This window comes from Lentzea cavernae, from assembly GCF_014653695.1.
Lineage (GTDB): Bacteria > Actinomycetota > Actinomycetes > Mycobacteriales > Pseudonocardiaceae > Lentzea > Lentzea cavernae.
In genome coordinates, this window is record NZ_BNAR01000001.1 from 710,629 (window position 1) to 730,195 (window position 19,567).

The 19,567-nt window shown below is 68.4% G+C and carries 18 protein-coding genes; 4 read left to right on the plus strand and 14 right to left on the minus strand.

Translation table 11 applies throughout. The features are described 5' to 3' along the window. Positions 1 to 19 precede the first annotated feature (19 nt). From IE307_RS03135 to IE307_RS03150, 4 genes are all read right to left on the minus strand, one after another. Positions 20 to 943 (minus strand): 2Fe-2S iron-sulfur cluster-binding protein, encoded by a 924-nt coding sequence (locus IE307_RS03135; protein WP_191295884.1) that lies wholly within the window; start codon positions 941 to 943, stop codon positions 20 to 22. Beyond that, positions 940 to 2,709, minus strand: a complete 1,770-nt coding sequence (locus tag IE307_RS03140) for an NAD(P)H-dependent oxidoreductase subunit E (RefSeq protein ID WP_191295885.1) — start codon at positions 2,707 to 2,709, stop codon at positions 940 to 942. Before IE307_RS03140 ends, IE307_RS03135 begins: the two co-directional genes overlap by 4 nt. Further along, positions 2,710 to 4,635, minus strand: a complete 1,926-nt coding sequence (locus IE307_RS03145; protein ID WP_191295886.1) for a molybdopterin oxidoreductase family protein — start codon at positions 4,633 to 4,635, stop codon at positions 2,710 to 2,712. It lies immediately after the preceding gene. A gap of 99 nt (positions 4,636 to 4,734) precedes the next feature. Continuing rightward, entirely contained in the window at positions 4,735 to 5,313 is a 579-nt protein-coding gene (locus tag IE307_RS03150; protein ID WP_191295887.1) for a TetR/AcrR family transcriptional regulator, read from the minus strand. Positions 5,314 to 5,406: 93 nt separating this feature from the next. On the opposite strand from IE307_RS03150, the gene IE307_RS03155 reads away from it, so the two are divergent. Further along, on the plus strand, positions 5,407 to 6,240 hold the full coding sequence (locus tag IE307_RS03155) for an alpha/beta fold hydrolase (protein WP_191295888.1): 834 nt from the start codon (positions 5,407 to 5,409) through the stop codon (positions 6,238 to 6,240). Positions 6,241 to 6,244: 4 nt separating this feature from the next. Here IE307_RS03155 and IE307_RS03160 read toward each other — a convergent pair whose 3' ends face one another. From IE307_RS03160 to IE307_RS03170, 3 genes are read right to left on the minus strand one after another with little or no spacing between them, the layout of a single operon-like run. Beyond that, positions 6,245 to 7,288, minus strand: a complete 1,044-nt coding sequence (locus IE307_RS03160) for an MAB_1171c family putative transporter (protein ID WP_191295889.1) — start codon at positions 7,286 to 7,288, stop codon at positions 6,245 to 6,247. Then, positions 7,281 to 7,751 carry a hypothetical protein gene (locus IE307_RS03165; protein WP_191295890.1) on the minus strand — a complete coding sequence of 157 codons (471 nt, stop codon included), beginning with the start codon at positions 7,749 to 7,751 and terminating at the stop codon, positions 7,281 to 7,283. The genes IE307_RS03160 and IE307_RS03165 overlap by 8 nt, the downstream gene beginning before the upstream one ends. Next, on the minus strand, positions 7,748 to 8,173 hold the full coding sequence (locus tag IE307_RS03170; protein ID WP_191295891.1) for a helix-turn-helix domain-containing protein: 426 nt from the start codon (positions 8,171 to 8,173) through the stop codon (positions 7,748 to 7,750). Before IE307_RS03170 ends, IE307_RS03165 begins: the two co-directional genes overlap by 4 nt. 138 nt (positions 8,174 to 8,311) lie before the next feature. Between IE307_RS03170 and IE307_RS03175 the strand changes: the two genes are divergently transcribed. Beyond that, positions 8,312 to 8,815, plus strand: coding sequence for a hypothetical protein (locus IE307_RS03175; protein WP_191295892.1), 504 nt, complete (start codon positions 8,312 to 8,314; stop codon positions 8,813 to 8,815). A 60-nt stretch (positions 8,816 to 8,875) separates the two neighbouring features. Here the strand turns inward: IE307_RS03175 and IE307_RS03180 are convergent, their stop codons facing one another. Then, positions 8,876 to 9,853 (minus strand): 2-dehydropantoate 2-reductase, encoded by a 978-nt coding sequence (locus tag IE307_RS03180; protein ID WP_191295893.1) that lies wholly within the window; start codon positions 9,851 to 9,853, stop codon positions 8,876 to 8,878. A gap of 99 nt (positions 9,854 to 9,952) precedes the next feature. Between IE307_RS03180 and IE307_RS03185 the strand changes: the two genes are divergently transcribed. Further along, on the plus strand, positions 9,953 to 10,678 hold the full coding sequence (locus tag IE307_RS03185; protein ID WP_191295894.1) for a GntR family transcriptional regulator: 726 nt from the start codon (positions 9,953 to 9,955) through the stop codon (positions 10,676 to 10,678). Positions 10,679 to 10,950: 272 nt separating this feature from the next. Continuing rightward, the gene (locus IE307_RS03190; RefSeq protein WP_191295895.1) at positions 10,951 to 11,151 is read left to right on the plus strand and encodes a hypothetical protein; all 201 of its coding nucleotides are present in this window, start codon (positions 10,951 to 10,953) and stop codon (positions 11,149 to 11,151) included. Here the strand turns inward: IE307_RS03190 and IE307_RS03195 are convergent. The 6 genes from IE307_RS03195 to IE307_RS03220 form a co-directional block, all read right to left on the minus strand. Further along, on the minus strand, positions 11,142 to 12,158 hold the full coding sequence (locus tag IE307_RS03195) for a TerC family protein (protein ID WP_191296478.1): 1,017 nt from the start codon (positions 12,156 to 12,158) through the stop codon (positions 11,142 to 11,144). The genes IE307_RS03190 and IE307_RS03195 overlap by 10 nt on opposite strands. A gap of 25 nt (positions 12,159 to 12,183) precedes the next feature. Then, positions 12,184 to 12,612, minus strand: coding sequence for a hypothetical protein (locus IE307_RS03200; RefSeq protein WP_191295896.1), 429 nt, complete (start codon positions 12,610 to 12,612; stop codon positions 12,184 to 12,186). Between the two features lies 1 nt (position 12,613). Further along, positions 12,614 to 14,020, minus strand: a complete 1,407-nt coding sequence (locus tag IE307_RS03205; RefSeq protein ID WP_229904339.1) for an Nramp family divalent metal transporter — start codon at positions 14,018 to 14,020, stop codon at positions 12,614 to 12,616. Positions 14,021 to 14,440: 420 nt separating this feature from the next. Continuing rightward, a complete protein-coding gene (locus IE307_RS03210; protein ID WP_191295897.1) occupies positions 14,441 to 16,588 on the minus strand; it encodes an acetate--CoA ligase family protein in 2,148 nt (715 codons plus the stop codon). A gap of 21 nt (positions 16,589 to 16,609) precedes the next feature. Further along, complete coding sequence (gene frc / locus IE307_RS03215) at positions 16,610 to 17,839, minus strand: formyl-CoA transferase (RefSeq protein WP_191295898.1); 1,230 nt, start codon at positions 17,837 to 17,839, stop codon at positions 16,610 to 16,612. A 10-nt stretch (positions 17,840 to 17,849) separates the two neighbouring features. Then, on the minus strand, positions 17,850 to 19,535 hold the full coding sequence (locus IE307_RS03220; protein WP_191295899.1) for a thiamine pyrophosphate-binding protein: 1,686 nt from the start codon (positions 19,533 to 19,535) through the stop codon (positions 17,850 to 17,852). Between the last annotated feature and the right edge of the window lie 32 nt (positions 19,536 to 19,567).

The following is a 19,567-nucleotide window of genomic DNA, read 5'->3' on the forward strand; positions in this document are numbered from 1 at the left end:
CGGGATTGACCGCGCGTGGTCAGCGGTTCTGCACGTGCTGCCAGCCGAACCGGCCCTTGATGCACAGGTTTCCGTGCGTGACGGTGCTTTCGTGCGGAGACGTGACCTTCACGATCTCGTTGTCCTGCACGTGCAGGGTGAGGTTGCACCCGACGCCGCAGAACGTGCAGATGGTCGTGGTCTGCGTCTGGGCCTCTTCGTCCCAGGTCCCGTCTTCGCGCTTGTCGTGCTCGCGCTTGAAGCTCAGCGCACCGGTCGGACAGACCTCGATGCAGTTGCCGCAGTACACGCAAGCGCTTTCGGGCAGCGGCGTGGAGAACTCCGTGGAGATCCGCGAGTCGAAGCCGCGGCCGGCCACCGAGATCGCGAACGTGTTCTGCCACTGGTCGCCGCACGCGTCCACGCACTTGTAACACAGGATGCACTTGCTCAGATCGCGGACGTACAGCGGATTGTCCACTTTGGCCGGTTGCCGCACGGTGGCGGCCGTCTGGCCGTCCGGCTCCTCGTGCTCGCCGGGCCGGCGGTCGTCCCGGTCGGCCGACGGCGGTGCCGGCGGACCGAAGCGGGAGGGGTCGGCACCGCACGCGGACATCCACTCGTCCACGTGCGGCGTGGTGGAGAGGTCCGTGGCGGACCCGAGAAGTTCCAGCACGAGCTTGCGGCTGTGCTTCGTGCGTTCGGACTCCGTGTGCACGACCATGCCCGGCTCGACCTTGCGCGAGCACGACGGCACGAGTGTGCGCGCCCCCTCGACCTCGACCATGCAGACGCGGCAAGCGTTTGCGGGTTTCAGGGTGTCGCCGTAGCAGAGCGTCGGGATCGACTTTCCCCTGGCAGCACAGGCGTCCAGGATCGTCGCACCCTCGGGCACGCGCACGGACTCGCCGTCGAGGGTCATCTCGACCAGTCGCTTCGGAAGGCCGATCTCGACGATGGTCATGACGTCGCCTCCGTTGCGTAACCCAGCCGGTCGAGGGCCGATTCGATGGCGTTCCAGGCCGTCTGGCCCAGACCGCAGATGGACGAGTCGCGCATGACCTGCCCGACTTCCCGCAACAGCTGGAGATCCTCCGCGCTGGTGCTCAGCGGGCGCTTGCCCACCAGCCGGGCCATCGCCTCCTCCTGGCGCACGGTGCCGATCCGGCACGGCACGCACTGCCCGCACGACTCGTCGCGGAAGAACGCGGCGATGCGCAACAGGAAGCTGCCCAGGTCGGCCGTGTCGTCGAGCACCAGCACGACACCGGACCCGAGCGTGGTGTTCGCCGCCCGCGCGTCCTCCATGGTGAGCGGCAGGTCGAGCTCGTCCGGGCGGACGAACCCGCCTGCCGCCCCGCCGAGCAGTACCGCTCGCAGCTCCCGTCCTGGCGGCACGCCACCCGCCAGGTCGAGGAGTTCCCCGAGCGTGGTGCCGAACGGCACCTCGTACACGCCCGGACGACTGACGTTGCCCGACAGGCAGAAGAGCTTCGGGCCGGCGGAACCGGGGGTGCCGATGCGGGTGTAGGCCTCGCACCCCTCCGTGAGGATCACCGGCACGTTGACCAGCGTCTCCACGTTGTTGACCACGGTCGGTTTGCCGAAGAGCCCCGACTCCACCGGGAACGGCGGCTTCGACCGGGGTTCTCCGCGAAAGCCCTCGATCGAGTTGAAGATCGCCGTTTCCTCGCCGCAGATGTAGGCACCCGCGCCGCGCCGGATCTCGATCTCGAACGAGAAACCCTCGTGGCCCATGATGTCGTCGCCGAGGTAGTTCCGCTCACGAGCGCGGGCTATCGCGTTGCGCAGCAGGTGCAGTGCCCGCGGGTACTCGCCGCGCAGGTAGAGGTAGCCGCGCGAGCAGCCGGCCGCGAACCCGGCGATCGTCATCGACTCGATCACCGCGTACGGGTCGCCCTCCATCAGCAGCCGGTCCTTGAACGTGCCGGGCTCGCTCTCGTCCGCGTTGCAGACGAGGTAGTGCGGTCGCACGGGTTGGCGGGCGGTCGCGTCCCACTTGCGTCCTGTCGGGAACGCCGCACCGCCGCGGCCCATCAGCTTGGCGTCGGTGACCTCGCGAATCACCCCGGACGGTCCCAGCAGGAGAGCCGTCCGCAACGCCGCGTAGCCGCCCGTCGCCCGGTAGTCGTCGAGCGACTCCGGGTCGACGACACCAACCCGTTTGAGCAGCCGCAGGCCGGCCGCACCGGCCTGCGGCACCTCCGCGCGCCCACCGTCCACATGAGAGGGACCGGCGGCCGCCACCGCGATCACCTCGTCGGCGGTGGTGGGCGCCAGGAGTTGTTCGGTCGCCACCTCCCCCGCCTCGAACGCGAGCGCGACCGGAGCCTTCTCGCACACCCCGAGGCACGGGCTGCGCAACCACCCGCTCTTCGCACCGGCCGGGCCGAGCTCGCCGGTCAGCCTGTCGCACAACGACTTCGCGCCGTTGACCTGGCAGGCCAGGTCGACGCAGACGTGCACGACCTTCGCCGGCCGTTCGGAGAGCGAGAACAGCGAGTAGAAGCTCGCCACCCCGTAAGCCTCGGCCAGCGGGACGTGTAGGACGCGGCAGATGTGGTTCAGCGCGCCCTGGCTGATCCAGCCGACCCTGTCGTTGACCGCGTGCAGGGCGGGCAGCAGCTGGTCCCGCCCCATCCCGGTGAACAGGTCCACGACGACGCGTTCGGCCTCGGATGGTTCGACGTCGAGCAGTTTGAGATCCACTCAGCCCACCTTCACCGGAAGCTTCTCGATGCGGATTGCCGCGGCCTTGTACTCCGCCGTGCCGGCGATCGGGCAGGTCGCCTCGATCGTGAGCACGTTGACGTCGATCTCGTCCGGGAAGTGGAACGTCATGAACACCAGGCCCGGTGTCAGTCCGTCGTCGATCCGCACCGGCGCCTGGATCTGCCCGCGCCTGCTCGTGATCGCCACCTCCTCACCGGCCTGGACCCCGAGCATCGCGGCGTCCTCGGGACAGAGGTCGAGCGTCTCGCCGATGCGCAACGGCGACTCGAAACCGTGGGACTGCACACCGGTGTTGTAGGAGTCGAGCCGCCGCCCGGTCGTGAGCCGGAACGGGAAGTCCTCGGTCAGCTCGTCAACGGGCGGGCTGTGCGGCACCGGCGAGAACGTGGCGGGCATGCCGCGCTTGACCGGGTCGTCCTCCCAGAGCCTGCCGTGCAGGAAGCTGGGTTCGAGGGAGTCCTCGCTCGGGCACGGCCACTGGATGCCGCCGAGCTTCTCGAGCCGGTCGTAGGTCATGCCGGTGTGGATCGGCGACAGACCGCGCAGCTCGTCCCAGACGTCCTGGCCGGTCTTGTGCTGCCAGTCCGCGCCGAGCCTGACCGCGATCTCACCCATGATCTCGATGTCGTCGCGCGCACCCTCGGGCGGGGTCAGCGCCTTGCGGACCCGCTGGACCCGGCGCTCGCTGTTGGTGAACGTGCCGTCGGTCTCGCACCACGCCGCGGCCGCGGGCAGCACGACGTGGGCGAGCTGCGCGGTCTTGGTGAGGAAGATGTCCTGCACCACGACGTGGTCCAGATTGGACAGTCGCTTGATCGTGTGCTCGCAGTCGGCCTCGGACTGCACCGGGTTCTCGCCGATGATGTACACGGTGGTCATGTCACCGCGTTCCATCGCCTCCAGCATCTGGGTGAGGTTCCACCCCTTGGCGGCCTTGAAGTTCGAGCCCCACGCGTCGTTGAACTTCTTGGCGACGCTCGGGTCCGTGATGTCCTGGAAGCCGGGCAGCCGGTCGGGGATGGCGCCCATGTCGCCGCCGCCCTGCACGTTGTTCTGCCCGCGCAACGGGTTGAGCCCCGCGCCGTACCGCCCGACCTGCCCGGTCAGCAGCGACAGGTTGATCAGGCTCAGCACGTTGTTGGTGCCGTTGTGGTGCTCGGTGATGCCGAGCGTCCAGCTGAGCTGCCCGCGGTCCGCCTTGGCGTAGGCGTGCGCGAGCTCGCGGATCAGCTCGGCCGGCACCCCGGTCTCCAGCTCCGCGACCGGCAACGTCCACGGTTCGACGGCCTTCACGAACTCACTGAAGCCCTCGGTCGCGCGTTCGACGAACGACATGTTCGTCAGGTTCGACGCGATGATCTCCCGCGCGATGGCGTGCGCCAATGGGATGTCCGTGCCGACCTTGAGCCGCAACCACCTGTGCGCCCACTTGCCGGTGCTGGTCAGCCGCGGGTCGACGACGTAGAGCTTCGCGCCCCTGTTGACGGCCTTGAGCACGTGCTGGAAGAAGATCGGGTGCGCCTCCCGCGCGTTCGACCCCCACAGGACGATCAGGTCGGCGTCCTCGATCTCCTGGTAGGAGGAGGTTCCGCCACCGCTGCCGAACACCTTCGCAAGCCCTGCGACGCTCGGCGCGTGACAGGTGCGGTTGCAGCTGTCGACGTTGTTCGTCCCGATCACGGCCCTGGTGAACTTCTGGGCCATGTAGTTCATCTCGTTGGTGGCCCGCGCACAGGAGAACATGCCGAACGCGTCCGGGCCCCCGTTGGCCACGTTCCTGCGGAAGCCCTCTGCTGCCTTGTCGAGCGCCTCGTCCCAGGTGGCCGGCCGCAGGACTCCCGCGTCGCGCACCAGGGGCTGGGTCAGCCGCACGTAGGGCTCGGTCTTCTTCCGCCTGCTCATGGTCTGCACCTCCTGACGTCCATACTGTATGCAATCTTAGGTATGCGCTAGCCCCAGATGCGGTTCTGTTGCGCAACTGCCCGAGATCGCCCCAGCGGGTCAGGGCTGCGTGATGATCGCTTCCACCGAGCGGAGGGTGGCCTCGCGGACGGCCTGGCTGTGCGCCGCGTCCGGTAGCGCACGCGCGATCGAGACCGCCCCGACGATGGCCGCGACCACGGCCCACGCCCGGCGTTTCCGCTCCTCGGAGTCCCCCGGCATGGCAGGGGCGAGCAGTGCCACCAGGCGGGAGATCCGCAGCTGGTACACCGCCCGAACCGGGTCGCCGGCTCGCGCGACGTCCGCGGTCAGCGCCAGCATCACGCACCCGTCGGCGACGGCCTCGACGTGCCCGTCGCCCAGGTAGGAGTAGAGGAACTCGACGAGCAGGCGCCGCCGTTCCTCCGGCTCGACGCCGTCGAGGATCCCGAACTCCGCGCCGACCTGCTCGCGGATCACCTGCTCCAGAACGGCTTCCTTGCTCCCGAAGTGGGAGTAGATCGCACCGGAGGTGACCCCGGCCGCGGCGGCGAGGCCGTCCACGCCGACACCGTGGAAGCCCTTCTCCTTCATCCGGCGTGCCGCGGCGGCCAGGATCGCGGCCCTGGCCTGCTCCTTGTGGTCCTTCGCGTACCGCACGCAAAACTCCCGACTTGACTTCCGGTAGGTCCATGATCATAGGATCACGCTCGTTACATAGCGATCGTTATTCTATGCATTCGCGAGGGAACCATGTCTGCAAACACCGCTGTCACGCGCACCGTCGACGTCGACGGCACCCCGTTCGCCTACCGCGAGACCGGCCTCACCGAAGGGGTGCCGCTGGTGCTCCTGCACCACTTCACCGCGGTCCTCGACGACTGGGACCCCGCCGTGGTCGACGGCCTGGCGGGGCGGCACCGCGTCGTCCTGGTCGACCTGCGCGGCGTGGGCGGCTCGGGCGGCACCACCCCGGACACCGTGGAGGCCATGGCCACCGACCTCGCCGCGTTCGTGCGCGCGCTGGGCTTCGACCAGGTCGACCTGCTCGGGGTGTCGATGGGCGGCATGATCGCGCAGGTTCTCGCCCAGCGGGAACCCGGTCTGGTGCGCCGGATGGTCCTCGCCGGCACCTCACCCGCGGGCGACGAGGGCCCCGCCAACGCGCTGGCGTTGCTGCAGAACGCACTCCAGCAGTCGGCCGCCGAGGGCAAGCACCCGAAGCACGTGCTGTTCTTCTCCCCCACCGCCTCGAGCCAGGGCGCCGCCGACGCGTTCCTCGCACGGCTCAACGAGCGGACCGAGGACCGCGACGCCGAGGTGACCAACGAGACCATCGGCGCTCAGGCGGCGGCGCTCGCGAACTGGGAGCTGAAGAGCTCGCCCGAGGGCCTCGCGAACGTCCGTCAGCCGGTGCTGGTCGTCAACGGGGACAACGACGTCATGACTCCGACGATCAGCTCGTTCAACCTCGCGCGGTACCTGCCGAACGCCCAGCTGAGCATCTACCCGGACGCCGGGCACGGCGCGTTGTTCCAGCACCACGAGCTGTTCGTCGAGCAGGCGCTGGAGTTCCTCAACGCGTGAGTCCTTAAGCGTGCGGTACGCGGCGATCGTCCAGCAGTGCGAACGCGTCCGACACCTCGCACAGGAACGCGGTGTCACCGTCCAGGTCCGGCGCTCCCGCACCGGGCTCCACCCTGGCGGGCGCCGCGCCCCGCGCCCTGATGGCGGCGGCGACCACCGCGGCCTCGACCTCCGCCGGGCTCGCGGCCCTGCCGCGCGCGGCGTCCGCGACGTCGGCGTCGCGGCACGGCTGGAGGTCGAGCAGGCCGTCGCGGATCTCGATCACGCGCCGGTACAGGCGCATGCGCATGTTCCACCAGCCGACGCGCGGGTTGAGCGCGATCCGCGGGTCCGCGTCGGCCAGCGCCCTCCAGAGCGGTTCGAGCCGGGTGTACCGCCGGTACCGCCGCAGCCAGGCCGCCACGGCCGGGACGGCGGCACCGGCGAGGACGACGACGTGGGCGGCGTTGGGCAGCACCGCGCTCATCCAGAAGCTCCACCCCAGCGGGTATCCGAACTCGAAGCGGCTCGACGCGATGCGCACGACCCTGTTCACCAGGTACACCAGGGCCATCGCCGCGCCGGTCGCGATCAGGCGCAGCCCGAGCCGCAGCGCCCGGTCGGAGGTGGTGCGGGAGTAGCGCAGGCCGAGCCGGATCACGTTGCCGAACGCGGGCGCGAGTGTGAGCAGGTACGCCACCCAGTACTCGAAGACCCACCGCGCCTGGGGAAGCAGGCTCGGTTTCAGCGCGAAGAACAGGCACATCACCCCGAACATGCCCGCCGTCCACCACGTGCTCCACCTGCTGCGCCGCAAGCCGTTGAGGTGAGCGAGGAGGTCGTGCGCCGACCACGCGACGAGCACCATCCCCGCGTGCCCGAGCAACCGGGCCAGGGTGCTCGACCCGGTCAGGTGCCCCACCGCGACCTGTCCCGCCGGGGTGAGCACCGTCAGCGACACGGCGAGCCCGAGGAACAGCCGCCGGATCGCGTCCTGGCCGTCGCGCCAGCTGAACACCATCAGCCACGCGACGGCGGGCGGCGCGTACCGCAACAGGAGCTCACCCATGGAAGCCGTCGAACGCGGCGCGGAGGCGGTCGGCCAGCGTGGTGCCGGTGTGCACGCGCTGGCGGATGAGCGTCGCGAGCATCTCCGCCTCGCGTTCCTCCTCCGTGGAGTACCCGGCACGCCCGAGCACGCGCCGGACCAGCGCGGGGTCGAGGCTGGGCAGCAGGAGCTCCGCCAGTTCGGTGAGGCTCGCGGACGCCGGGTAGTGGTCGCACAGCACGTGGCCCAGCTCGTGCAGCACGATGTGTTCCTGGTGGAACGGCGCGGTCTCCTCCTCGAAGAAGATCATGTCCGCCGTGTCGGTGGCGATCCAGAGGCCGCAGACGCCGGTGAGCCCGGCGACGGGCACGAGGTGGATCGGCCGCCCCCGGCGTTCGGCGATGCGGTCCGCGAACGACCTCACGTCGAACGGGACCGGGACGTCCAGACCGCGCAGGAGCTTGCGCAGCCTCCGGGCGCTCACCTCGAGCCGTCCTCCCGGGGCAGGCCTTCGAGCTCTCTCACCCGCTCGACCATGTCGGCGATGGTGGCGAGGCTCTTGTCCGACAGGCCCCTGGCCCGCAGGGCGAGCTGACGCACGGGCGCGTCCCTCAGCGCATTGAGCAACGTGAGCTCCGCGTCGATGCGCGCCGCCTCGTCCGCGTCGAAGAAGTACGCGGGCGGCACGCCGAAGAAGCTCGCCAGCGCCTCGACGTGACGCTTCGTCGGGTTGTCCCGCACGCCCTTGCGCAGCTGCCACAGGTAGGTGGCGGAGATCGTCGGGCCGCCCTTGGCCCTGATCGCCTCGGCGACCTCCTCGAAGGTGTACTCACCGCCGTCATCCGCACGCACCGTGCGGAACAGGTGGTCGACCCGCGCCGCGAGCACCCCTTCGTCCTCAGCCATGGCGACATCCTAGCGATCTGCCCATGAACTGAGATGCAGGGAACGGAGCTTTCGTCCACACACCAGTTGACAGCCGCTGGACATCTCAGTTTACTTCTTTTGGCACCCCATGAACTGGGGCAAATGGAGGGGGAATCCATGCTGAGAAGGACGCTTGCCGCCGTCGGTACGGCCGCACTGCTGTTCACGACGCTCTTCGCCGGGTCCGCGGGGGCGGCCGGCACACCGGAGGAGGTGGTCGAAGCCCTGCCGGTCACCAGCCAGGAGGTGCCCGGCCCCGCCGAGGGGGTGTCCGGTCAGGCAGCGGCTTTGCCGTTCAACTTCACCTTCGAGATGTGCTGCTCGATGGACTCGCGCCAGTTCACGCCGCCGGGGCGCGAGAACAGGGGCAAGGCCTGCGTGACCCTGCGCGGCACCTGGAGCGACGATCCGAAGTGGAAGGGCAAGATCGTCAAGGTGATCATGTGGGACGAGGACGGCATCGACGGCAAGAAGGGGCCCACGGTCGACTTCAAGCTCGACGGCACGTACTACAAGTACTGCTGGACCGGCCTCACCGTCGCTCACCCGCACCACTTCGAGATCCTGAAGCCGTGGGGGCCCGCTCAGCTGAGGGGTGACGGCAAGGCCACCGGCAGCTGACGCTGGGGGAAAGGGGGGCGGGGGGCCGGTGGACGACGCACCGTCCCCCCGTTTTTCGGCTCAGGACACCAGCGACGTGCGCGACAGCAGGTCGATCGCCGCGTAGACGTGCCGCAACGTGGGCGCCGGCACGCGGGTCAGCGAGGCGATCTCCACCACCGCGGCGATGATCGCGTCGATCTCCAGCCGCTTGCCGGCCTCGAGGTCCTGCAGCATCGACGTCTTGTGGTGCCCGACGCGGCGGGCACCGTCGATGCGCTTGTCGATGGAGATCTGCGGGTCGCAGCCCGCGGCCCGCGCGATGGTCAGGGTCTCCGCCATCATCTGGGCCACGAGGTCGCGGCTGTCGTCGTGGTCGCAGATCTCCACCATGGTCGCGCGGGTCAGCGCGCTCAGCGGGTTGAACGCCACGTTGCCCATGAGCTTGATCCAGATGTCCTCGCGGACGTCTTTCTCCACCGGGCACTTCAACCCGCCCGCGACCATCGCCTCGCTCAGCGCGACGCACCGCGGGGAAATCGACCGGTCGGGCTCGCCGATCGAGAACCGCGTGCCCTCCAGGTGCCGGATCACGCCCGGCGACTCGATCTCCGTCGAGCAGTAGACGACGCAGCCGATCGCCCGTTCCATGGGCAGCACGGCGGTGACGGACCCGCCGGGGTCCACGGCCTCGATCCGCCGGCCTTCAAGGGGATGGCCGGTCATGCCGTGGAAGTACCACCAGGGGATCCCGTTCTGCGCCGCGATCACCGCGGTGTCCGGGCCCGTCAACGGCGCCAGCAGGTCGGCTGACGACGCGTACGAGTACGCCTTCAGACCTAGGAAGACGTAGTCGACCTCCCCCACCTCGGCGGGGTCGGAGGTCGCGTGTGGACGCGCGGTGAAATCACCGCGAGGGCTCAGCACCCGCACGCCGTGCTCGCGCATCGCGGCGAGATGGGCTCCGCGTGCGATCAGATGTACTTCCACGCCCGCACGATGCAACGCCGCACCGACGTAGGCACCGATCGCCCCGGCTCCGAGAACAGCGATCTTCATAGCACGCCCCGCTCGCTCAAGATTGCATACAGTATACGGACAACACGCCCAGTTCTCCAGAAGTGCTTTTTGCATACGAAAAGCTGTATTCTGTCCGGCATGACCTCTTCGCCCAGTGGCCGCAGGGCGCCCCGCGGCTCACTCAGTGCCGCGGCGACCCGCCGGGTCGAGCGGCCCGCACCGCTGCGCCAGGCCGTGTACGACGCCCTGCTCGAGCTCATCGTCAACCGCACCCTCGCCCCCGGCCAGCACCTGGTCGAGGCCGAGCTGGCCGAGTACCTGGGCGTGAGCAGGCAGCCTGTGCGCGAGGCCCTGCAGCGCCTGCAGACCGACGGCTGGGTCGACCTGCGCCCAGCCCAGGGCGCCTTCGTGCACACCCCGACCGAGGAGGAGGCCGACCAGTTGCTCGCCGTGCGCAGCGTGCTGGAGACCTACTCCGCCAAGCTCGCGGCCGAACACGCCACCGCGTCCGACGTGAAGCTTCTCAGGAAGCTGCAGAAGGCCGGCGAGGAGGCTCTGGTCAGCGCGAACGTCGAGCGCCTGGTCAAGGCGAACGCCGACCTGCACGCGGCCGTCGCGACGATCGGCCGCAACAAGGTCCTGTCCGAGATGATCGGACTCGTCGACCGCCGGGTGCGCTGGTACTACACCCCGATCGCCCGCCCGCGCAGCCGCGACTCGTGGAACGAGCACGCCGAGCTGGTCGCGGCCATCGCCGACGGCGACGCCGAGCGGGCCGGGCAGGTCATGCACGACCACGCGGAGCAGACCCGCCAGACCTACCACGACCGCAAGACGTCCGAGAGCTCCACGGACAGCGACTGATCCATCGTCGTCAGATCACCCAAAACGGTCATTTGGTACCGTACAGGTGATCCGCGACACGATGGCGGCCGATTGCATACAAAACGCAGTATGCTGAATCGCGTCAGGGACGGGGTCGACGAGGACCCGCAGGAGGATCCCCGCTGAGTGCCCGGGAAACGGGTACCCGGTGGACATGACCCCGGCCGCAGCCCTGACCTTCCCGCGGCACAGCGCCTCTCAGGCTCCTGCGCGCCCCGGGAACCGCCATCGAGGGTGAAAGAAGGAAAGCCATGTCCCGCTTCAAGGACTTCGCACGCTCGCTGACCCAGCCGCGCGGTGGTTCCTCCGCTGACGGCCGCGCACTGGGCCTCGGACTGTCCACCGCGCTGACGGAACAGCGCAAGGACGCCGAGGCCCAGGCGGCCGTGGCCAGGACGCTCCGCCCCGGTTTCGAGGGCAAGGACGCCGAAGGCCACACGATTCACGGCTGAGAGTCCTTCACAGGAGCGTCTTCATCGCTCCTGCGCGCACTCTCGGCGTCCTCCACGGCGGACCGCGCTGCCCGCCGTGAGGTGTGCAGGCTCCACACCGTCGTGACGGCGAGCGTCGCGACGATGACCCCGAGGGACACCACGATCGGGATCTCCGGAGCCCACGAGACACCGTGGTGGTGCATCGCTTCGAAGATGAGCTTGAACCCGATGAACGCGAGCACCACCGCGAGGCCCTTGCTCAGGTGCACCAGGCGATCCAGGAGACCGCCCACCAGGAAGAAGAGCTGGCGCAGGCCCATCAACGCGAAGGCGTTGGCGGTCAGCACCAGGTACGGCTCCTTGGTGAGCCCGAAGATCGCCGGGATGGAGTCCACCGCGAACAACAGGTCCGTGGTGCCGACCGCGACCATGACGATCAGCATCGGCGTCACGACGCGCTTGCCGTCGACGCGCGTGGTCAACGCGGCACCGTGGTAGACCGTGGTGGCCGGCAGGAACCTCTTGACCGCACGCAGAGCGGCGTTCTCCGGGACGTCGGCCTCCTCGGCCTCGTCCTGCTTCAGCAGCTTCCACGCGGTGAAGATCAGGAAGGCGCCGAAGAAGTAGAACAGCCAGTCGAAACGCGCGATCGCCTGTGCTCCCAGGGCGATGAACACGGCTCGCAGCAGCAGGGCCAGGACGATGCCGACGATGAGCACCTTCTGCCGGTACTCCCTCGGCACCGCGAACCTGGCCATGATGATCACGAACACGAACAGGTTGTCGACGCTGAGCGAATACTCGGTGATCCAGCCGGCGAAGAACTCACCGCCGTGGCCGGGCCCGGCGAACACCGTGACGCCGAGTCCGAACAGGACGGCCAGGCCGACGTAGAAGAGCACCCAGCAAAGAGATTCGCGGAACGACGGTTCGTGCGGTTTGCGGACCACCAGGTAGAAGTCGAACGCGATGATGGCGGCGATCCCGCCCATCGTCGCGACCCACACCCAGACGGGAAGATCCAACATCCTTGGCTCCTTCGGCGGAAGGTCAGCGGGAGGCGGTGGCGCGCAGGCGCATCGCGATGCGCTCGTGCAGCCACAGGAAACCGATGGCCCAGCCGAGGCTCACGATCCCTTGGTAGGCGAGGAAACCCGCCAGGTCGGCGGGCAGCCGAACCTGACCGGTGAGCACGACGCTCACAGTGGTCTCGTGGATCAGCCTGGCCAGTGGGAACGCCACGAGCCAGTAGAGGGCGACGGGAGCGAACCGCCCGGCCGGGAGCCGGCCCGCCGCCACCAGCAGGCTGAAGCCGCCGCCGAACGCGCCCAGCGGCAGGCCGAGCGCCACGGTGGTGACCAGCGCCCACCCGAGCGGCTGGCCGACGAGCGCGGCCAGCCCTCCCGCGATGAGCCCCGCCGCGAGCCCGACGAACGCACCGGGCACCGCTTCTCTGAGAAAGCCTTCGCGGATCTGCATCTCAGCCCACCACCACTCCGAACTTGATGAGGCTGAAGAACAGCATGCCCAGGTAGAACACCGCTCCGAAGCCGATGATGATGTTCGTGACCAGCTTGGGGCGGATGGGTTTGGGCAGCATCCGGTTGTTCACCAGCAGGAGCACCACGCAGTAGGCGCCCATGGCGAACGTCGACAGGAAAGCGAGCACGTCGAGGATCGCGCCCGGTCCGTCAGCCGGTCCGAACAGCAGGATCAGGATGCCGAAGGTGATGACACCCCAGAGGAACCCCGCGTAGAGGTGCGACATGCGGAACTTCTTGGCGCCCTTGACGAAGTGGTACGTCATGTCCGCCTGGCCGCGGGAGAACGAGTCGAACAGGCCCAGCGTGGCGTTCAGGCCGATCAGCGCGATGAACCCGAGGAACACCCCGCCGAGCACCGGACCGCCCGCCGACGCGAAGGCGTCCGACATGGCGTTGAGCGCCGCCTCGCGTTCACCGGACTCGATGAGCGCCTTGACGTCCGGCGACGTCCGCGAGGCCGACTGCGCGAGGACCGTGAAAGAAACCGTGACGAGCATGGTGATGCCCCAGAAGAGCAGCAGGGCGTCGAACGTGACCCAGCGCCGCCAGCCCTTCCACTTCGCGAGCTCCGCCTTGTCGTCGGTGTCGAACATGAAGCCCCGGCTGGGCATCTTCTCCTCTTCGCCCGCGTGCCGCAGCCCGCGGACCTTCGGGATGTGCGCGCCCATGCCGGCACCGCTGTCGCGCAGGTGCAGCGTGTACCACATCTGCTGCATGCCGGACGGGCCGGCGAACGCGATCGAGCCGACGATGATCGGGAACCACTCCGGTGACATGGCCTGCGCCGGGAAGTACCCGAACTGGAACATGCCGGACACCGTGCTGGTCAGGTCTCCCCACGTGCCGACCATCGCCGCCACCACCGCGGTGCTGACGACGAGTAGTCCGATGAGGATGGACAGCAGGTTCTCGAGCAGGTTGTAGATGACCTTGGCGAGGCTGAACAGCACCCCGACCAGGATCAGGCCCACGCAGGCCGACACCGTCCAGGGTATGCCGGTGATCTTTTCCAGAGCCGCCGCTCCGGCTGAGAGGTGGCCTGGCCAGATGTAGACGAGCATGGCCACCACGAAGAAGAACCACATGATCGGTTTGAACACGCGTGCGGCGCCGAAGAAGATGCTCTCCCCCGTCGCCATCGCGTACCGCGCCATCTCGAGCATGACGACGGCCTGCAGCGTCACGCCGATCAGGAAGAGCCACCTGATGTCCGGTCCGAAGACCAGCACCAGGCGGGGCCACATGTAGGACTCGCCCATGCCCACGCCAAGAGCCACCAGGAACACCGTGGGACCGAGCAGGTGGATCGACGGTGGTGCGTCGGGGAGTTTCCTGATGGGCATCGCTTCCAGCTTGCCCGCGGGCCAGACACGCTCCTCGCCCGATGCCTTGGCACCGTCGGGGGGCGAGCTGGTTTCCGTGCGAGCGGCCAGATTTGGATCATCCACGGTTAACAACCTCCAGAGGACCGGCTGTCTTCGTTGACCTCCCTGGCGGGTTCGCGACCGTGGGCGTGTTCACGGTCGCGGACGGGCCATCTCTCCTGGTGGGGTGATCACCAACCTTCGTCACGTCCTTCACCGCTCAGACGGGTGCATCGCGGTGCCGGCCCCCGCCCGTCATGTCGGGCACGTGGGGGCGGGGGCCGGTGCCGCGAGGCGTCCCGCTGAGTGGCGAAAGCCGTGGTGAAGCTTGTGATCACCCCACCTCATGCCGGAAAGGTCGTTGGCCTCTTCCAAGGCCAACGACCACTCACGACTCAGTTACAGCAAGCCGGCAGCACGGGCCCACCGGTACTTCGCGCCCAGTACTGCGACAGGCTTCTCCGTCGTGTACGGATACGCAACCACTCCGTTGCGGTACAGGTACTCGCTGGCCTCCTCGACCTGGACGTCACCTGCAAGGGAAGCGACGACAGGTTTGTGGATCCCGTTCGCCCGGTACTCCTCCACGACGTCGACCACGAGCTTCGCGAACACCATCGGTGGCGTGACGATGGTGTGCCAGTAGCCCAGGATCAGCGAGTGGATGCGCTCGTCGGCGAGACCGAGCGCGATGGTGTTCCGGTACGTCGAAGGCGGTTCCCCGCCGGTGATGTCGACCGGGTTGCCCGCCGCGCCGAAGGGCGGGATGAACTTCCGGAACGCCGCGTCCAGGTCGTCCGGGATGCTCATGAGCGACAACCCGTTGTCCACACAGGCGTCCGAGAGCAGCACTCCCGAACCGCCGGCGCCGGTGATGATGACGACGTTCTCGCCCTTCGGCGTGGCCAGCAACGGGATTCCGCGCGCGTACTCCAGCAGGTCGTTCAGGCCGGGTGCGCGGATCACGCCGCTCTGCTTGAGGATGTCGTCGTAGACCCGGTCGTTGCCCGCGAGCGCACCGGTGTGCGAGCTCGCGGCCTTGGCGCCCTGGTCCGTCCGTCCCGCCTTGAGGACCACGACCGGTTTCTTCTCCGACACCCGTTTGGCGGTTTCGGCGAAGGACCGGCCGTCCTTGAGGTCCTCCAGGTGCATCGCGACGAGCTGGGTGTTCGGGTCGGACTCGAAGAACGTCAGCAGGTCGTCCTCGTCGATGTCGGCCTTGTTGCCCACACCCACGATGGACGAGACGCCCATGCCCGCAGAACGGCTGAATCCGAGGATCGCCATGCCGATTCCGCCACTTTGCGACGTGAGGGCCACTCCGCCCTTGACGTCGTACGGCGTGCAGAACGTCGCCGAGAGGTTCTCCGGCGTGTAGTAGTAGCCGTAGATGTTCGGGCCGAGGATGCGGACTCCGTGCTTGCGCGCGATCGCCACGATCTCGTTCTGCAGCTCGATGTTGCCCGTCTCGCCGAAGCCGGACGGGATCATGATCGCGCCGCCGACGCCCTTCTTGCCGACCTCCTCGAGAGCGGCCGGCACGAACTTCGCCGGGATGGCGAACACGGCGACGTCGATGTCTCCCGGTACGTCGACGATGCTCGCGAACGCCTTGCGGTCGAGGATCTCGTCCGCCTTGGGGTTGATCGGGTAGATCTCACCCTGGTAGCCGCCGTTGACGAGGTTCTTCATCACCGAGTTGCCGATCTTGCCCTCTTCGTTCGAGGCGCCGATCACGGCCACGGCGGACGGCTTCATGATCCGGTTCATCGAGGCGAGGATCTCGTCCTGCGTGAACCGGTGCGGTTCCTTGGCGGCGTTCTCGTCCACCAGGATGCGGACGTCGACCGCGGTGGCCCCCTGTGGTGTCGCCAGCACGGGGTTGAGGTCGACCTCTGCGAGCTGCGGAAAGTCCGTGACCAGATCAGACACGCGGTGGATCAGGTCGGCGAGCTTGCCCGCGTCAACGCCCTGCGCGCCGCGGACGCCTTTCAGGATCTCGGCGGCCGCGATGCCGTTCACCATCGACAGGGCTTCGGACGCGCTGGTGGGTGCCAGCCGGAAGGTGACGTCCTTGAGCACTTCCACCAGGATGCCGCCGAGCCCGAACGCGACGATCTTGCCGAACGTCTCGTCGGTGGTGGCGCCCACGATGACCTCGTGGACCTCTTTCCCGGTCGGCAGCTGCTGCTGGACCTGGACGCCGGTCACGTCCGCGTCCGCCTTGTAGTTCCTGGCGTTGTGGATGATCGTGCGGTAGCCCTCGGCGACCTCACTCGCCGACTTGAGGCCCACGAGCACGCCGCCGGCCTCGGTCTTGTGCAGGATGTCCGGTGAGACGATCTTGAGCACGACCGGGTAGCCGATCTCCTCGGCGAACGCGACGGCGCCCTCCGACGACTTCGCCAGCGCCTCGGCCGGGGTCGCGATCCCGTAGGCGTCGCAGACCCGCTTGCCCTCCGGTGCGGTGAGGGAGGATCGTCCCTCCGCCCGCACCTTCGCGAGTACGTTCTCGACCGCGGCGCGGTCGTAGCCGTTGTCCGGCATGGGTTTCTTCTCCCTAAAGGATTAGATGACGCCGGCGGCGCGCAGCCCCGCGAGGCGGTCCGCGCTGTAGCCGAGAGCTCCGAGGACCTCGTCGTTGTGCTCACCGAGCAGCGGCGGGCGCTGGATCTCGACGGCGCTGTCGGAGAGCTTGAGGGGGTTGCCGACCGTCTTGAACGTGCCGCGCTCGGGGTGGTCGACCTCGACGACGGTGCCGAGTTCGGCCAGCGTCTCGTCCTCGATGATCTCCTTGGTGGAGAGGATGGGTCCGCACGGGATGTTGTGGGCGTTGAGCTTGTCCATCACCTCCCACTTGGTGTGCTTCTCCGTCCACTCCTCGATCAGCGCGAACGCCTTGTCCAGCTTGGAGAGCCTGACCTCGGGCGTGGCCCAGGCCGGGTCCTCGGCGAGCTCCGGCCTGCCGATCAGCTCGGTCAGCGGGGCCCAGCCGACGGGCTGGATGATCACGTAGATGTAGTCGTTGGGGCCGCCGGGGGCACAGCGCACCGCCCAGCCGGGCTGGCCACCACCGGATGCGTTGCCGGAGCGGGGCACCTCGTCTCCGAACTGCTCGTTCGGGTACTCCCCCAGCGGCCCGTGGGTGAGGCGTTGCTGATCGCGCAGCTTCACCCGGCACAGGTTCAGGACGGCGTCCTGCATCGCGACCTGGACGCGCTGCCCGCGCCCGGTGTTGGTCCGTTGGTACAGCGCGGCCAGGATCGCGGCCACCAGGTGGATTCCGGTGCCCGAGTCGCCGATCTGCGCGCCGGTGGCGAGCGGCGGACCCTCCTCGAACCCGGTGGTGCTCATCGAGCCGCCCATGGCCTGCGCGATCACCTCGTACGCCTTGAAGTCGGCGTAGCGGCCGGGCCCGAAGCCCTTGATCGACGCGTAGACGAGCCTGTCGTTGAGCTCCTGCAGCTTCTCCCACGGGTAGCCGAACCGCTCGACGACACCGGGGCCGAAGTTCTCGACGAGGACGTCGACGTCACCGACGAGCTTCTCGAAGACCTCTTTGCCCTCGGCGGACTTCATGTTGAGGGTGATGCTCCGCTTGTTGCAGTTGAGCATCGTGAAGTAGAGACTGTCCACTTCGGGCAGATCGCGGAGCTGGCCGCGGGTGATGTCGCCCTTGCCGGGGGTCTCCAGCTTGATGACGTCCGCGCCCAGCCAGGCGAGCAGCTGGGTCGACGACGGTCCGGACTGCACGTGCGTCATGTCGAGGACTTTGACGCCCTCCAGTGCCTTGGCCATGTCATCTCACCTACTTGTACATCGTCTGGTTCATGGTTCCGGGCGCGTACACGTCGGGGTCGATCCACACGTTGATCAGCGAGGGCTTGCCCGACTCGCGGGCGCGCTGGAGAGCGGGCGCGATGTCCTTGGGGTCGCGCACCTCCTCGCCGTAGCCGCCGAGCATCTTGGCGAACTGGTCGTACTTGACGTCGCCGAGCGTGTTGCCGACGCGCTCGCGCTCCAGCCCGTACTTGGCGGCCTGGCCGTAGCGGATCTGGTTCATCGACGAGTTGTTGCCGACGATGCCGACGAAGGGCAGGTCGTAGCGCACCAGCGTCTCGAAGTCCCAGCCGGTGAGGCTGAACGCGCCGTCGCCGAACAGGGCCACGACCTCCTTGTCCGGCCTGGCCAGTTTCGCGGCCAGCACGAACGGGATGCCGACCCCGAGCGTCCCGAGTGGACCGGGGTCCATCCAGTGTCCCGGCGACTTCGGCTGCACGACCTGGCCGGAGAACGTGACCACGTCGCCGCCGTCGCCGATGTAGATCGAGTCCTCGGTGAGGAAGTCGTTGATCTCGCTCACCAGCCGGTACGGGTGGATGGGCACGTCCTCGGAGCGCAGGTGCTCCAGGCGCTTGAGCCGGGCCTTCTCCTCGACGGCCTGCAGTTCCTCCAGCCACACCTTGCGGCCCATGGCGCCGTTGTCCTCGCGGCCCGACGCGGCCTGCGTGACGGCGGACAGGACCAGGTCGGCGTCCCCGACGATGCCGAGGTCGACGTCGCGGTTCTTGCCGACGGTGCGGTAGTCGAGGTCGATCTGGACGACCGTCGCGTTCGCGGAAAGCCTTCGGCCGTAACCCATCCGGAAGTCGAACGGGGTTCCGACGATCACGATGACGTCGGCGTTGTCGAAGGCGTAGCGGCGCGAGAGCTGGAAGTGGTGCGCGTCGCCGGGAGGCAGGGTGCCGCGGCCGGCGCCGTTCATGTAGGCGGGGACGTTGAGGGTGCGGACGAGGTCGATCGCGGAGTCCGTTGCCCGCGTCGTCCACACCTGGCTGCCCAGCAGGATCGCGGGCTTGCGGGCGTTGACGAGCAGGTCCGCGAGCTTCTCGATGTCCGCCGGGTCACCGAGAGCACGCGTGGACGCGCGGTAGTGGCCCGCCTCCGGTACTCGTGCGGTGCTCACCGGCACCTTGGCATCCAGGACGTCCCGCGGGATCTCGAGGAACGACGGGCCGGGCGCGCCGGCGTTGGCCTCGCGGAACGCCATCGACACCATGTCCGCGATGCGGGCGGTGTGCGGGACGTTCGCCGCGAACTTGGTGATCGGCGTCATCATGTCGACGTGCGGGAGGTCCTGCAGCGAGCCCATCTTGTGCTGGCTCAACGCACCCTGGCCGCCGATCAGCAGCATCGGGCTCTCCGCGCGGAACGCGTTCGCGACACCGGTGACGGCGTCGGTGGTACCCGGCCCCGCGGTCACGACGGCGCACCCCGGCTTGCCGGTGATCCGCGCGTAACCGTCGGCCGCGTGCGCCGCGACCTGTTCGTGCCGGACGTCGATGACGGCGATGCCCTCGTCCACGCAGCCGTCGTAGATGTCGATGATGTGCCCGCCGCACAGCGTGAAGATGGTGTCGACGCCCTCGGCTTTGAGCGCCTTGGCCACCAGGTGGCCTCCAGAAATCGACTCCGGCTCCGCGGAACTCGTCATCGGCGATCAGCTCCCCTTTGGCGCTTCGACTG

Excerpts from the sequence above, each read along its gene's own strand:
- IE307_RS03155 (WP_191295888.1), top strand. The coding sequence starts at position 5,407 with ATGTCTGCAAACACCGCTGTCACGCGCACCGTCGACGTCGACGGCACC.
- IE307_RS03210 (WP_191295897.1), bottom strand. The coding sequence starts at position 16,588 with ATGCCGGACAACGGCTACGACCGCGCCGCGGTCGAGAACGTACTCGCG.
- IE307_RS03220 (WP_191295899.1), bottom strand. The coding sequence starts at position 19,535 with ATGACGAGTTCCGCGGAGCCGGAGTCGATTTCTGGAGGCCACCTGGTG.
- IE307_RS03175 (WP_191295892.1), top strand. The coding sequence starts at position 8,312 with ATGCTGAGAAGGACGCTTGCCGCCGTCGGTACGGCCGCACTGCTGTTC.
- IE307_RS03180 (WP_191295893.1), bottom strand. The coding sequence starts at position 9,853 with ATGAAGATCGCTGTTCTCGGAGCCGGGGCGATCGGTGCCTACGTCGGT.
- IE307_RS03190 (WP_191295895.1), top strand. The coding sequence starts at position 10,951 with ATGTCCCGCTTCAAGGACTTCGCACGCTCGCTGACCCAGCCGCGCGGT.
- IE307_RS03160 (WP_191295889.1), bottom strand. The coding sequence starts at position 7,288 with ATGGGTGAGCTCCTGTTGCGGTACGCGCCGCCCGCCGTCGCGTGGCTG.
- IE307_RS03200 (WP_191295896.1), bottom strand. The coding sequence starts at position 12,612 with ATGCAGATCCGCGAAGGCTTTCTCAGAGAAGCGGTGCCCGGTGCGTTC.
- IE307_RS03205 (WP_229904339.1), bottom strand. The coding sequence starts at position 14,020 with ATGCCCATCAGGAAACTCCCCGACGCACCACCGTCGATCCACCTGCTC.
- IE307_RS03145 (WP_191295886.1), bottom strand. The coding sequence starts at position 4,635 with ATGAGCAGGCGGAAGAAGACCGAGCCCTACGTGCGGCTGACCCAGCCC.
- IE307_RS03185 (WP_191295894.1), top strand. The coding sequence starts at position 9,953 with ATGACCTCTTCGCCCAGTGGCCGCAGGGCGCCCCGCGGCTCACTCAGT.
- frc (WP_191295898.1), bottom strand. The coding sequence starts at position 17,839 with ATGGCCAAGGCACTGGAGGGCGTCAAAGTCCTCGACATGACGCACGTG.
- IE307_RS03170 (WP_191295891.1), bottom strand. The coding sequence starts at position 8,173 with ATGGCTGAGGACGAAGGGGTGCTCGCGGCGCGGGTCGACCACCTGTTC.
- IE307_RS03135 (WP_191295884.1), bottom strand. The coding sequence starts at position 943 with ATGACCATCGTCGAGATCGGCCTTCCGAAGCGACTGGTCGAGATGACC.